Origin of the sequence: Microterricola pindariensis (assembly GCF_002936985.1) — a bacterium.
Classification (GTDB): Bacteria; Actinomycetota; Actinomycetes; order Actinomycetales; family Microbacteriaceae; genus Microterricola; species Microterricola pindariensis.
In genome coordinates, this window is record NZ_MPZN01000073.1 from 1 (window position 1) to 12,904 (window position 12,904).

Consider the following 12,904-nt stretch of genomic DNA (forward strand, 5'->3'; position numbering starts at 1 on the left):
CGGTGTGTGGCCGGGGGAGGGCCGCGAGTGTCGCCGCGGCCGCGGCCAGGGTCGCTCCGTCCCGCTGCAGGCCGGCCGCGTCCCAGAGCAGCGTCTGGATGCGCGCGCGCAGCCCGGCATCCGTCTCCGCCGCCCCGGGCTGCCCCGCCGCCCCGGGCTGCCCCGCGTCCCGCGGCCGGTCCGCGGATGCGGCGTGCGACACGCCGTGTTCGGAGGCGCCGGGTGCGGCGTGTCGCGTCTCGCATCCGCTGACTGGCAGATCGGCGGGGCGCTCGGCGGCATCCGCCGTCAGCGCCTGCACGGCCCGCTCGGCGAACACCGCCGCCTCCAGCAGCGAGTTCGAGGCGAGCCGGTTGGCGCCGTGCACGCCGGTGCAGGCGGCCTCACCGACGGCGAACAGGCCGGGCAGCGAGCTGCGGCCCCAGAGATCGGTTTCAACGCCGCCCATCCAGTAGTGCGCGGCCGGCGTCACAGCGACGGGGGAGGTGGCCCAGTCCAGGCCGTTCTGCGCGCAGGCGGCCGAGATGGTGGGGAAGCGCCGGGCGAGCAGCGCCGCGTTGGCGGCCGGGGTCGTGGCGAGCGCGGTGGCGTCCAGCAGCACGGGCCGGCCGCCCTGGGCCGCCATCTCGGTCGCGATCTCGCGGGCGACGATGTCGCGGGGCGCGAGCTCGGCGAGCGGATGCCGGCCGAGCATGAACCGCTCCCCGGCGGCGTTCAGCAGCACGGCGCCCTCGCCGCGCACCGCCTCGGAGACGAGCGGGGTGCCGGGCACGTCCAGCGCGGTCGGGTGGAACTGCACGAACTCGAGGTCGCGGAGGGCGGCGCCGGCACGCCACGCGGCGGCGACGCCGTCCCCGGTCGCGATGGCCGGGTTGGTGGTGTGCAGGAACAGCTGCCCAGCCCCGCCGGTGGCGAGCACCACGGCGTCGGCGTGCAGCGCCTCGCGGCGCCCGTCGGCCGTCTGCACCTCGGCGCCGACCACGCGGCCGGCCTCCGTCAGCAGCTCGACCAGCAGGGTGTGCTCGCGCACGGCGATCGGCCGGCGGGAGAGGGCGTCGCGCATGGCGCGCGCTATCTCGGCGCCGGTCGCGTCTCCGCCGGCGTGCAGCACCCGGGCGCGGAGGTGAGCCGCCTCGAGCCCGCGGGCCAGCCCGGACTCGTCCTGGTCGAAGTGCGCCCCGAAGCGGATCAGGTCGCGCACCCGGGCCGGGCCCTCGTCGCAGAGCACCTGGGCGGCCGCGGCGTCGCTCAGCCCGGCGCCGGCCAACAGGGTGTCCAGCAGGTGGGCGCTGGGGGAGTCGTCGGGGAAGAGGGAGGCGGCGATGCCGCCCTGGGCGTGGCCGGTGTTGCTCTCCGCCAGCGCTCCCTTGGTCACCAGGGTGACGCTGTGGCCGGCATCGGCGGCGCGCACCGCGGCGAACAGCCCGCCGAGCCCGCTGCCGACCACCAGAACGCTGGTCATCTCAGGCCGCCGTGGTGGTGGTGGTGGTGGTGGCAGCGGCAGCGGCCGCGGTCCCGCCGCCGTTGGCCGGCGGCTTGGCGGCCAGCATCCGCTCCAGGGCGAGCCGGGCGGGCTCGGCCACCTCGACGCTGACCGACACCTGGTTGACGACCTCGCCCGCCACGAGCGACTCCAGCACCCAGGCGAGGTAGCCGGGGTGGATGCGGTACATCGTCGAGCACGGGCAGACCACCGGGTCGAGGCAGAAGATGGTGTGCTCCGGGTGCTGGGCGGCGAGGCGCTGCACCAGGTTGATCTCGGTGCCGATCGCGAAGGTCGAGCCGGCCGGGGCGGCCTGGATCGCCTTCGTGATGTAGTCGGTGGAGCCGTACTCGTCGGCCGCGTCGACGACGGGCATCGGGCATTCCGGGTGCACGATGACGCGCACGCCGGGGTGGCTGGCGCGGGCCTGCTCGATCTGATCGACGGTGAAGCGCTTGTGCACGCTGCAGAAGCCGTGCCAGAGGATCACCCGGGCGGCGTCGAGCTCCTCCTCGGTGTTGCCGCCGAGGGGCTTGCGCGGGTTCCACATCGGCATCCGCTCGAGCGGCACGCCCATCGCCTTGGCCGTGTTGCGGCCGAGGTGCTGGTCGGGGAAGAACAACACCCGCTGGCCGCGCTCGAACGCCCACTCCAACACCGTCTCGGCGTTGGAGGAGGTGCAGACGATGCCGCCGCGCTCGCCGCAGAACGCCTTGAGGGCAGCCGAGGAGTTCATGTAGGTGACCGGGAGGACGGGCACGCGGCCGGTCTCGTCGGGCTCGGTGCCGTAGAGCTCCTCGAGCGCCTCCCAGCACTCGGTGACGGAGTCGATGTCGGCCATGTCGGCCATCGAGCAGCCGGCGGCGAGGTTCGGCAGGATGACGGCCTGCTCCGGGGTGGAGAGCAGGTCGGCGGTCTCGGCCATGAAGTGCACGCCGCAGAACACGATCGCCTCGGCAGCCGGCCGCGACCGGGCGGCACCGGCCAGCTGGAACGAGTCGCCGATGTAGTCGGCGTGGGCGACGACCTCGTCGCGCTGGTAGAAGTGGCCGAGCACGAGCACCCGGTCACCGAGCGTCGCCTTCGCGGCGCGCACCCGGGCGTCGAGCTCGGCGTCGCTGGCGGTCTTGTACTCGGCCGGCAGGGCGCCCTGGCGGGGCGAGCCGGTCGGGATGACGTCGCCCATCGAGGAACCGGGACCGTAGGAGACGGGGCCGGCGTCGAACTCCCACGGGCCTTTCGCGAGCTCGGGGGAACAGCTCTCGGCGCTCCCGGAGCCGCTGGAGATCAGCTGGATGACGCGGTCGACCGATGCGGTCAGAGCGGGGTTGGTGGGGGCGGGGTTCGTCGCGGTGGTGCTCATGATGCCTTCCCAGGGGTGGCGCGGCCGAGGGGGCCGAGGTCTGCGGGGTCGATGGTGGAGTCGAAGCGGTAGAGGCGGGGCGGTCGGTGCGGAGTTCCGGCCAGGTACTCGTCGGTGGCGATGACCGTCTTGGAGGCCTCGATCGTGCGGCGGAAGTTCGCCGGGTCGAGCGGCCGCTGCAGCACGGCCTCGTGCACCTCGCGCAACTGGGCGAGCGTGAACATCTCGCCGAGGAAGGCGTGTGCGATGCGGGAGTACTCCAGCTTGGTGCGCAACCGCCAGAGGGCGTAGTCGACGATCAGGTTGTGGTCGAAGGCGAGCGCCGGCAGATCGTCGGCCGGGAACCAGCGCACGTTCTCGCCCTCCGCGGCCCGCGCGGCCTCGTCGGACTGCACCAGCGCCCAGTAGACGACCGAGACAACGCGGCGGCCGGGAGAGCGGTCCAGCGCCCCGAAGGTGTAGAGCTGCTCGAGGTACTTCGGGGTCAGCCCGGTGGTCTCGTTGAGGGTGCGCGCGGCGGCCTTGCCGAGCTCCTCGTCCACGGGCAGCCAGCCGCCCGGCAGCGCCCACTGGCCCTGGAACGGCTCGCGGGTGCGCCGCACGAGCGGCAGCCAGAGCGAGGGCAGGGCGGCGCCCGCCTCGGTGTGCAGGGCGAAGATGACGGTCGAGACGGCGAGCTCCGCCGTGGCGGGCTCGTGCGCCGGTTTGGTGCGTGGGGCCGGGCTCATGCGTCATCCGCCGTTCGGGACACCTTGGAGTCAGTTTGACTCTAAGTCAGAGTCTCATCTTATGGTCGATCTGACTTGAAGGCAATTTTGTGACGCCAACCAAAGCGTGCTCCCAGAGCGAAGCCATGGACATGTACGGAAGATCGACGTACAATCCGTAGATGGGCATCACGATGAAAAGCGAAAGACTAGAGCTGCGCCTGACCCCCGAGCAGAAGAAGGAGATCGAGCAAGCTGCTGCTATTTCCGGCCGTTCGGTCACGGATTTCTCGATTCCGTTGCTTGTTGACGAGGCGGCCGAAATCATCCGTCAGGAACGGGAACTCAAGATGTCCAGTGCTGCTTGGGACGCTTTCAATCTGATCTTGGATGAGCCGGCCAAGCCGCTTGCGGGGCTCGCCGAGCTACTGCGTCGACCTTCCGTTTTCAGCGATTGAGTTCGTTCTCCCGTCCGCGGCCAATCCGCGCAGAACATGACTATTCGAGCTTCAGCTGCGGGGAACGTGCCCTCGACGACTGGGTGCGAACTCGAGCGCTCAAGAACGAGAAGACGGGCGCTTCCCGGACTTTTGTGAGCGGTGAGTTGGACACGGGTCTCGTCGCTGGCTACTACTGCCTGTCCGCCAGCTCGCTCGCTCGCGAAGACGCGACGGCGAGCCTGCGCCGCAACATGCCGGACCCCATCCCCGTGATTTTGATCGGTCGTCTCGCGGTCGACGAACGTTTTGCGGGCCTCGGGCTTGGCGCATCGCTTCTACAAGACGCGATTTTGAAGGGCGTTGAGGCGTCAAGGATTATCGGTGCTCGCGCTTTGGTAGTGCACGCCATCAGTGCGAGCGCGGAACGGTTCTATCTCAAGTTCGGTTTCACGCTCGTGCCTGACAGCGCACGAGTGATGTTTATCACCGTCGCGGACGCAGAAGCTACGATCGCCGGTCTGCTGACCTAGCCGTATTTGCTCAATGTCTGCGGACGTGCCGCGGGCCTTGCGCGCTGCATGCGAACAGTGAATCAGTCAGTCGAATCGCCTAGATAGTCGAGTATCGTCCGGTTTCAGGTCGCTCTCTCAAGCCAGGTTGTCGTTGCGTGATCAAGGGTCGTTGGTCGTCGGCTACCAGCGGGTGGCGTGAAACTGGTCCCCAGCGTTCCCATTGGTGCCTTAATAGCTGAAGGGCCGGATGCGATTCGAAGGATTTCCGGTTTGGTTCTGGTGATTGCGCCAGCCACGCGCGCAATGCCTTCACGGAGGAACCAACACTCTCAAGCCGCGAATTTGGCAACTCAACTTGCCGCATCGTCTGATCGATTGCCATCTCCACTATTCGCAGTCGTACGTCTAACAGGGTGACCGCGCTCGGCCCCCAAATTGCAGGGCTTCCGTCAAGCGCGTCAACAGAGTCGTCGACGGCAATCCAGGCTGCTGAGCGAGCGGCCACTGAGCCGGGTTCTATGCGCCTTCGAGCATCAAAGTTCGCGGGCAAGAAAGTTGACAGGGGCATCTGGTCGATGGACGAGACGGCGAATTCCCATACCGGCATCGTCGCGTCGAGCGCTTCGGCCGAAACGGTGATTACTGGCCCGAGGTCTTGCGATGTCGAAACGCTAAATGTCGAGATTTTGGGGATGAGACGGCGCGACAAAATGAGGGCCTGAAAACACGGGTTAATGTCTGTGGTCGCTAGGGATTCTAGGCGAATTGAAGCATCACGGGCATTGAGTTGAGCATCGATGACGTGAAGTCGATTTGTGCCAAAGAATGCCTGGGCTCGGCGCCATGATGCCATCCGTCCGGCTTCGCTCGGGTCGGGGAGAATCAAGACTTCGTTCTGAATGTCGAGCGACCGAACGGCGGCGAATCCTGCCTCGCAGCCTCGCGCGAATGAATCGGCGATCGCAACGGCAGCGGAGACCTTTTCAAGTGAAATGCGGCCAAGTTCAGTCACGAACTCTTCCGCGAACCCGTCCCACATCCACGTTTCATGGGCTTCTCCGTTCCGCAAATCGGAAAACACAACTTCGTCGGCAATGGCGCCGAGTAGCCCTCCTACTGAGGCCAATCGTTGGCGCAGCTCAAAGAGGGTCGGCGGAGACGTCCATTCGCCATCGATCAAGCAGAAAACCGCCCAGCTGTGTTGCCGGAATGGACCCTCCAGAATGCGTTTGTAAGCTTCTGCGAGCGCCGCAGCACGTGTTTCGGCGCTTTCGCCGGCCGAAGTGGCAATTGCAAGAGCACGCCGCGCTGAATCGCGTGAGCGGCGCAATGCGGGCTCCTTTGATTCAAGCTCTGTCGCGATGCGGGCATAAAGGTGAGAATCGGACTGAAGACAATGATCCACAGAGCTCCTCATCGAGATGTAGGCAAGCACTGGATCTTCGCTGCCGATAACCCAGCCAACAATGCTCACTCCGACGAGCGGGTCCGTCACGAAGGGGACACCAAGTGACTGAAGATGAGGCACGACCAGATCTAGGAGTTCGGTGTTCCTGTAGGCGTAGTGCTGCAGTACCCACTCCGGGCGGAATTCCCCTCGCTCGTCGACAGGGTCGGATGGCACGTTGAAAGCGGTGCGCCAGAGGTCGCTGATTCCATCGCCCGCGTTTATGGAATCCCAGTACTCGGCGGCAGCCCGAACGGAATCTGATGGCCCGACGTACCGATTGCCAGAGTCCACAGCTGCTGCAGCATCTATGCAGATTCGATTGATCAAGTCCAAAAGGCTGTTGGCCTTTCCGACGTCGAAAGGTTGAAAGGGCTGAAGCGCAAGCAGGCGGGCCGCGACGCGAAGTCGAGTATCGAGGAGCTGGCGGGTCCAAGAACGAACCTGTTTGAAGGAGGAAACCTCTGGCCCAATCAGCAGATGCTCCAGCGACCGCAGAGAGCTAGTCAACGTCATAACGTGATGCCCCCAAGCAGTAGATCCAACGGGCACAGACCCCGCGACCCGAGAAACGTGATCGAGAAGTGGCGCACCCCGCAACGGCTCGGAAAGGCGGTGCCTTGCAGGAGGTGGGAGAGTCACGCGTCGAGCGTATCGGTTGAATCGATCTGGTGATCCTCAGAAGGCATCTCTCCACGGCGAACTAGTGTTTGCGAGATCTTCACTGGTGTTGCAGCTGGCCGTACGCGTGGCGCGGTATGCTGGCAGCGCGCTGTGCTCACGCAGCATCCGCGCACGCAACTGCAATTGAATATCGGGCCACATGGTCGACGCGGGAGAGCCGGGCGCAGCGATGCGTATCGGCACCGAAGGAGCAATCCTCCCCGACAATCTCTCAGGTATAAGTACCGCGTCGAGCTGGCCGCTCTGGAAAGAGGATTTCGCGAAGCGAGATCCCGCCCAAGGTGAAAGCCGCACGCATCCGTCGATCTCGACCTGCGCCGCGGTGAAACTCTCAGGCCGGATGACAGAGGGGGAGTTCCGAGACGGTCAAGCGACCGTCCAGAATCTCGCCCGGCGCCTGCCGGTTCGACGTGAGGAACTCCTGGTCAATGACTGACGCCACCACCGATACCACCGGCACCGCACGCTTCTCGCCGCTGCACGACCTCCACGTGTCCGCCGGCGCCAGCTTCACCGACTTCGGCGGCTGGCAGATGCCGGTGCGCTATTCGAGCGACCTCGCCGAGCACCACGCCGTGCGCACAGCCGCCGGCCTCTTCGATATCTCGCACATGGCCGAGATCCTCGTCGAGGGCCCGGGCGCCCCGGCGTTCCTCGACTACGCACTCGCCGGCAAGATCTCCGCCGTCAAGCTCGGCCAGGCCAAGTACAGCCTGCTGCTGAACGAGGCCGGCGGCATCATCGACGACCTCGTCGTCTACCGGCTGGCTGAGGAGCGCTTCCTCGTCGTGGCTAACGCCGGCAACCGCTTCGCCGTCGTGCCTGCCCTCGCCGAGCGCGCGGCCGACTTCGACGTGACCGTCGCCGACCAGAGCGACGACCTCGCCCTCATCGCCGTGCAGGGGCCGGCCTCCCGCGCCATCCTCGAGGCGACGCCCGGCATCACCGACCCCGCCATCCCGCTCGACGAGCTCAAGTACTACTGGTCGACGGATGCCTCCTTCGACGGCGCCCCGCTGCTCATCGCCCGCACCGGCTACACCGGCGAGGACGGCTTCGAGCTGTACATCCAGACCGAGAAGGCCGCCGACCTCTGGACGGCGCTGACCGCGGCCGGCGCCGAGCACGGCCTCGTGCCCTGCGGTCTCGCCAGCCGCGACACGCTGCGCCTGGAGGCCGGCATGCCGCTCTACGGCCACGAGCTCGGCACCGAGATCCTCCCGGCGCAGGCCGGCCTCGGCCGCGTCGTCGCCCTCGCCAAGGAGGGCGACTTCGTCGGCCGCGCCGCCAGCGAGCGGGGCCCGGCCGACGGCGCCCGCGTGCTCGTCGGCATCGCCGCAGAGGGCCGCCGGGCCGGCCGCGCCGACTACGAGCTCTTCGCCAGCGACAAGACCGGGGCGGATGCCGGCGCTCCCGCCATCGGCGTGATCACCAGCGGGGCGCTCTCGCCGACCCTCGGCCACCCCATCGCGATGGCCTTCGTCGACCCCGGCCACGCCGAGATCGGCAGTGCACTGTTCATCGACGTGCGCGGCACCCGCGTGCCGGCATCCGTCGTCGCCCTGCCGTTCTACAAGCGCGCCCAGTAGACCCCAGCACCACCCGCAACACGCCCCAACAAACCACCACACCCAAGGAGCCACCATGGCCGAGCCGACCACCCTCCAGTACACCGCCGACCACGAGTGGCTGCTCGTCGACGGCAACACCGCCGTCGTCGGCATCACCGCCTACGCCGCCGAGCAGCTGGGCGACGTCGTCTTCGTCGACCTGCCCGACTCCGGCGACGAGATCACCGCGGGCGCCGTCGTCGGCGAGATCGAGTCGACCAAGTCGGTCGGCGAGCTGATCACCCCCGTCGACGGCACCGTCACCGAGGTCAACCAGGCCCTGGTCGACGCACCCGAGCTGATCAACTCCGACCCCTTCGGCGAGGGCTGGCTCATCAAGATCAGCTTCACCGAGCTGCCCGCGCTGCTCAGCTTCGACGAGTACAGCGCGCTCATCGCCGAATAGGCGCCGAACACCCGCTTCTGACGACCAACCAGAGAATCTCGAGAGCAATGAACCCCACCTCATCTGCATTCAATACCGATGCATTCGGACGCCGCCACATCGGCGTCGGCCCGAGCGAGCAGCAGCAGATGCTGCAGACGCTCGGCTACGACAGCCTGGAGGGCCTGGTCGGCGCCGCCGTGCCCGAGTCGATCCGCGTCGGCGAGATTCTCAACTCCGCGATCCCGGAGGCCGCCACCGAGCGCGAGGCGCTGGCCGAGCTGCGCGCCATCGCCGACCAGAACACGGTGCGCACCTCGATGATCGGCCTTGGCTACTACGGCACCATCACGCCGTCGGTGATCAAGCGCAACGTGCTCGAGAACCCGAGCTGGTACACGGCGTACACCCCGTACCAGCCCGAGATCTCGCAGGGCCGGCTCGAGGCGCTGATCAACTTCCAGACGATGGTCACCGACCTGACCGGCCTGCACACGGCCAACGCGTCCATGCTCGACGAGGGCACCGCGGTGGTCGAGGGCATGCTGTTGGCCCGCCGCGCCTCCAAGCTGAAGACGAACCGCTTCGTGGTGGATGCCGACACGTTCCCGCAGACGCTGGCGCTGCTGGAGTCGCGCGCCGAGGCCGTCGGGATCGAGCTGGTCGTCACCGCGCTGAACGCCGACACCGACGTGGCCGCCCTCGGCGAGCACTTCGGCGCGTTCGTGCAGTACCCGGGCGCCTCCGGCCGGGTCTGGAACCCGTCCGCCGTGATCGCCGCAACCAAGGAGCAGGGCGGCCTCGTCGTCGTCGCCGCCGACCTGTTGGCGCTCGCGCTGCTCACCTCGCCGGGCGAGCTCGGCGCCGACGTCGCCGTCGGCACCAGCCAGCGCTTCGGCGTGCCGATGGGCTTCGGCGGCCCGCACGCCGGCTACATGGCCGTGCGCTCCGGCCTGGAGCGCCAGCTTCCCGGCCGCCTCGTCGGCGTGTCCAAGGACGCCGTCGGTAACCCCGCCTACCGGCTCACCCTGCAGGTGCGCGAGCAGCACATCCGCCGCGAGAAGGCCACGTCCAACATCTGCACCGCGCAGGTGCTGCTGGCCGTCATGGCGAGCATGTTCGCGGTCTACCACGGCCCGGCCGGCATCCGCCACATCGCCGTCACGACGGCACTGAAGGCACGCGCCCTCGCCGAAGTGCTCACCGGCTACGGCCTGACGCTCGCCAACGACGACTACTTCGACACGATCCGGGTGCACGTGCCCGGCCTCGCCTCCACCGTGATCGAGCGGGCCCGCGCCCGCGGCTACAACCTCTGGGAGGTGAGCGAGGCCACCGTGGCGATCTCGGTGGACGAGACCACGACCGAGGCCGACCTCAGCCTCATCGCCGAGGCGTTCGGCCTGCCAGAGCGCACCCCGGTGCCCCTCACGCTCACCGCCGACGCCCTCCGCGCCGCCGTGCCCGCCGAGCTGGAGCGCACGAGCTCCTACCTCGGCCACCCGGTGTTCAACTCGCACCACTCCGAGACGCAGATGATGCGCTACCTCAAGTCGCTCGCCGACCGCGACTACGCGCTGGACCGCGGCATGATCCCGCTCGGCTCCTGCACCATGAAGCTCAACGCGGCCACCGAGATGGAGGCCGTCACCTGGCCCGAGTTCGCCGGGCTGCACCCCTTCGCCCCCGAGGCGGATGTCGTCGGCTCGCTCGCGCTGATCGAACAGCTGGAGACCTGGCTCGCCGAGGTCACCGGCTACGACTCGGTGTCGCTGCAGCCGAACGCCGGCAGCCAGGGCGAGCTCGCCGGCCTCCTCGCGATCCGCGGCTACCACCGCGCCAACGGCGAGCTGGAGCGCACCGTCTGCCTGATCCCGTCGAGCGCCCACGGCACCAACGCGGCATCCGCCGTGCTGGCCGGCATGAAGGTCGTCGTCGTCGCCTGCGACGACCTCGGCAACGTCGACCTCGACGACCTGCGCGCCAAGATCGCCCTGCACGCGGAGCAGCTCTCGGCCCTCATGATCACCTACCCGTCGACGCACGGCGTCTACGAGCACGAGGTCACCGCCATCACCCAGGCCGTGCACGACGCCGGCGGCCAGGTCTACGTCGACGGCGCCAACCTCAACGCGCTGCTCGGCTTCGCCCGGTTCGGCGACTTCGGCGGCGACGTCTCGCACCTCAACCTGCACAAGACGTTCTGCATCCCGCACGGCGGCGGCGGACCCGGCGTCGGCCCGGTCGCGGCGAAGGCGCACCTGGCGCCGTTCCTGCCCGGCCACCCGCTCGCCCAGCGCGCCGACCACGGCCCGTACGTGCACGCCGGCGGCCCCGTCTCGGCCGCGCCCTACGGCAGCCCGAGCATCCTCCCGATCACCTGGGCGTACATCCGGATGATGGGCGCGGAGGGCCTCAAGCAGGCCACCGGCGCGGCCGTGCTGAGCGCGAACTACATCGCCGCGCGCCTGGCCCCGCACTACCCGGTGCTCTACACCGGCGACAACGGGCTCGTCGCGCACGAGTGCATCCTCGACCTGCGCCCGCTCACCGAGGCGACCGGCGTCACCGTCGACGACGTGGCCAAGCGCCTCGTCGACTACGGCTTCCACGCCCCGACCATGTCGTTCCCCGTCGCGGGCACCCTCATGGTCGAGCCGACCGAGTCGGAGGACCTCGGCGAGATCGAGCGCTTCATCGAGGCCATGATCTCGATCAAGGCCGAGGCCGACGCGGTGGCTGCGGGAGTTTGGCCGGCCGACGACAACCCGCTGCGCAACGCCCCGCACACCGCGCAGTCGGTCGTGACCGGCGACGACGGCTCGGGGGAGTGGACGCACCCGTACAGCCGCGAGACCGCGGTCTACCCGGTGCGCTCCCTCATCCGCAACAAGTACTGGGCCCCGGTGCGCCGCATCGACCAGGCCTTCGGCGACCGCAACCTGGTCTGCGCCTGCCCGCCGCCGGAGGCCTTCGCCTAAGCGGCATCGACACGCAAGAAAACGCACCAAGACTCCGGTCTTGGTGCGTTTTCTTGCTTCTGGATGGAGCGGATGCCGGGGGCGGCGGCCGCGAGCGGCGCGGCCTACGCGCCGAAAAGGGTCGGGAACCAGAGCACGGCGAGCGGGTAGAGCACGAAGGACGCCGCGTCGAGGATCCAGTGAGCGACGACGAGCGGCATCGTGCGGCCCCACTTCTCGTAGCACCAGCCGAACAGCACGCCCATGGCAAGGTTGCCGAAGAAGGGGCCGATGCCCTGGTACAGGTGGTAGCTGCCGCGCAGGGTCGCGCTGCCGAGGATGATCGCCCAGCGGTTCCAGCCGAGCTGGTGCAGCCGGGTGAACAGGTAGCCGACGACGATGATCTCTTCGCTGAGTGCCGCGTTGGCGGCCGAGAGCAGCAGGATCGGGATCGTCCACCAGAAGGTGTCCAGTGGGGAGGCGCTGACGGCGACCGTGATGCCGAGAGCCCGCCCGCCGAGGTACAGGGCGATGCCGGGGATGCCGATGAGCGCGGCCAGCGCGAGGCCCGCGCCGAGGTCGCGGCCCGGCCGGCTGAGGTCGAAGCCGATGCGCCGGAACGGGCTTCGGCCCGGCCGCCACAGCAGGTAGAGCACGAGGGCGACGGCGAACAGGGCGAAGAAGATGTTGAGGAACTGGTAGGTGAAGTCGAGCCACTCCCGGGTGGACTGGGAGGTGTTCAGCGCGGTGCTCTGATCGCCGAGCGGCACCGGTTTCGTCAGCTTGGCGACCAGCGAGACGATCGAGTAGACCGCGGATGCCCCGAGCGAGAGGCCGAGGACGATGACGACTTCGATCCAGATCCGCCGGCGCTCCGCCCGGTCGGTGACGAGCAGTTCGCGCTCGCGCGTCACGACTGGCCGACGCGGCACGCCGGTGTGCCGCCGGGCAGCGCGAAGCGGTAGCGCGCGACCAGGGCGTAGGCCGCGGCCGCGGCCCAGGAGATCGGCGGAATCATCATCAGGTGCCCGAGCAGGCGCAATGCGGCGGCGGGCTGGTGCGTGAGCAGGCCCGCCACGGCCGCATGGCCGCCGAGCCGCCGGCCGCCGACCACGAGCCAGACCTTGGCCGCGGCATCCGCCTCGCTCAGGCCGTATTCGGCCAGCTCGGTCCACTGGTACGGGGAGGCATCCGGCATGGCCGGGAGCCAGCGGCGGAGCCAGCCCACGGTGCTCGTGCAGAAGCCGCAATCGCCGTCAAAGACGAGCAACGCCGGCCGTGTGGATGGGGCGAGGATCATATCGCTATTCAAG

11 protein-coding genes and 2 riboswitches are annotated in these 12,904 nt (G+C 68.5%); of the genes, 5 read left to right on the plus strand and 6 right to left on the minus strand.

Features of this window, described 5'->3' with window-relative positions:
- From GY24_RS15100 to GY24_RS15110, 3 genes are all read right to left on the minus strand, one after another.
- The coding region (locus GY24_RS15100; RefSeq protein WP_104477164.1) for an L-aspartate oxidase at window positions 1-1,462 on the minus strand (1,462 nt) is incomplete at its 3' end.
- A gap of 1 nt (window position 1,463) precedes the next feature.
- Window positions 1,464-2,846: a quinolinate synthase NadA gene (nadA, locus tag GY24_RS15105; RefSeq protein ID WP_104477166.1), complete on the minus strand. Its 1,383-nt coding sequence runs from the start codon at window positions 2,844-2,846 to the stop codon at window positions 1,464-1,466.
- The gene (locus GY24_RS15110; protein ID WP_104477169.1) at window positions 2,843-3,574 is read right to left on the minus strand and encodes an NUDIX hydrolase; all 732 of its coding nucleotides are present in this window, start codon (window positions 3,572-3,574) and stop codon (window positions 2,843-2,845) included. The genes nadA and GY24_RS15110 overlap by 4 nt, the downstream gene beginning before the upstream one ends.
- A gap of 161 nt (window positions 3,575-3,735) precedes the next feature.
- On the opposite strand from GY24_RS15110, the gene GY24_RS15115 reads away from it, so the two are divergent.
- The gene (locus GY24_RS15115; protein ID WP_233279403.1) at window positions 3,736-4,011 is read left to right on the plus strand and encodes a type II toxin-antitoxin system TacA family antitoxin; all 276 of its coding nucleotides are present in this window, start codon (window positions 3,736-3,738) and stop codon (window positions 4,009-4,011) included.
- The gene (locus tag GY24_RS15120; protein ID WP_104477171.1) at window positions 4,008-4,523 is read left to right on the plus strand and encodes a GNAT family N-acetyltransferase; all 516 of its coding nucleotides are present in this window, start codon (window positions 4,008-4,010) and stop codon (window positions 4,521-4,523) included. Before GY24_RS15115 ends, GY24_RS15120 begins: the two co-directional genes overlap by 4 nt.
- 79 nt (window positions 4,524-4,602) lie before the next feature.
- Here GY24_RS15120 and GY24_RS17545 read toward each other — a convergent pair whose 3' ends face one another.
- Window positions 4,603-6,468, minus strand: coding sequence for a hypothetical protein (locus GY24_RS17545; RefSeq protein WP_133161220.1), 1,866 nt, complete (start codon window positions 6,466-6,468; stop codon window positions 4,603-4,605).
- 307 nt (window positions 6,469-6,775) lie between these two features.
- Window positions 6,776-6,873: riboswitch (glycine riboswitch) on the plus strand.
- A 1-nt stretch (window position 6,874) separates the two neighbouring features.
- Window positions 6,875-6,990, plus strand: a riboswitch (glycine riboswitch).
- 74 nt (window positions 6,991-7,064) lie between these two features.
- On the opposite strand from GY24_RS17545, the gene gcvT reads away from it, so the two are divergent.
- Genes gcvT through gcvP form a run of 3 tightly spaced genes read left to right on the plus strand, consistent with a single transcriptional unit; the run spans window position 7,065 to window position 11,612 of the window.
- The gene (gcvT, locus tag GY24_RS15125; RefSeq protein ID WP_104477174.1) at window positions 7,065-8,225 is read left to right on the plus strand and encodes a glycine cleavage system aminomethyltransferase GcvT; all 1,161 of its coding nucleotides are present in this window, start codon (window positions 7,065-7,067) and stop codon (window positions 8,223-8,225) included.
- Window positions 8,226-8,280: 55 nt separating this feature from the next.
- Window positions 8,281-8,652, plus strand: a complete 372-nt coding sequence (gene gcvH, locus GY24_RS15130) for a glycine cleavage system protein GcvH (RefSeq protein WP_104477176.1) — start codon at window positions 8,281-8,283, stop codon at window positions 8,650-8,652.
- A gap of 47 nt (window positions 8,653-8,699) precedes the next feature.
- Window positions 8,700-11,612 carry an aminomethyl-transferring glycine dehydrogenase gene (gcvP, locus tag GY24_RS15135; protein ID WP_104477178.1) on the plus strand — a complete coding sequence of 971 codons (2,913 nt, stop codon included), beginning with the start codon at window positions 8,700-8,702 and terminating at the stop codon, window positions 11,610-11,612.
- A gap of 104 nt (window positions 11,613-11,716) precedes the next feature.
- Here the strand turns inward: gcvP and GY24_RS15140 are convergent, their stop codons facing one another.
- A complete protein-coding gene (locus GY24_RS15140; RefSeq protein WP_104477180.1) occupies window positions 11,717-12,505 on the minus strand; it encodes a CPBP family intramembrane glutamic endopeptidase in 789 nt (262 codons plus the stop codon).
- Window positions 12,502-12,904, minus strand: a 403-nt coding sequence (locus GY24_RS15145; RefSeq protein ID WP_233279404.1) for a thiol-disulfide oxidoreductase DCC family protein, incomplete at its 5' end; no start/stop codon positions are given. The genes GY24_RS15145 and GY24_RS15140, both read right to left, overlap by 4 nt.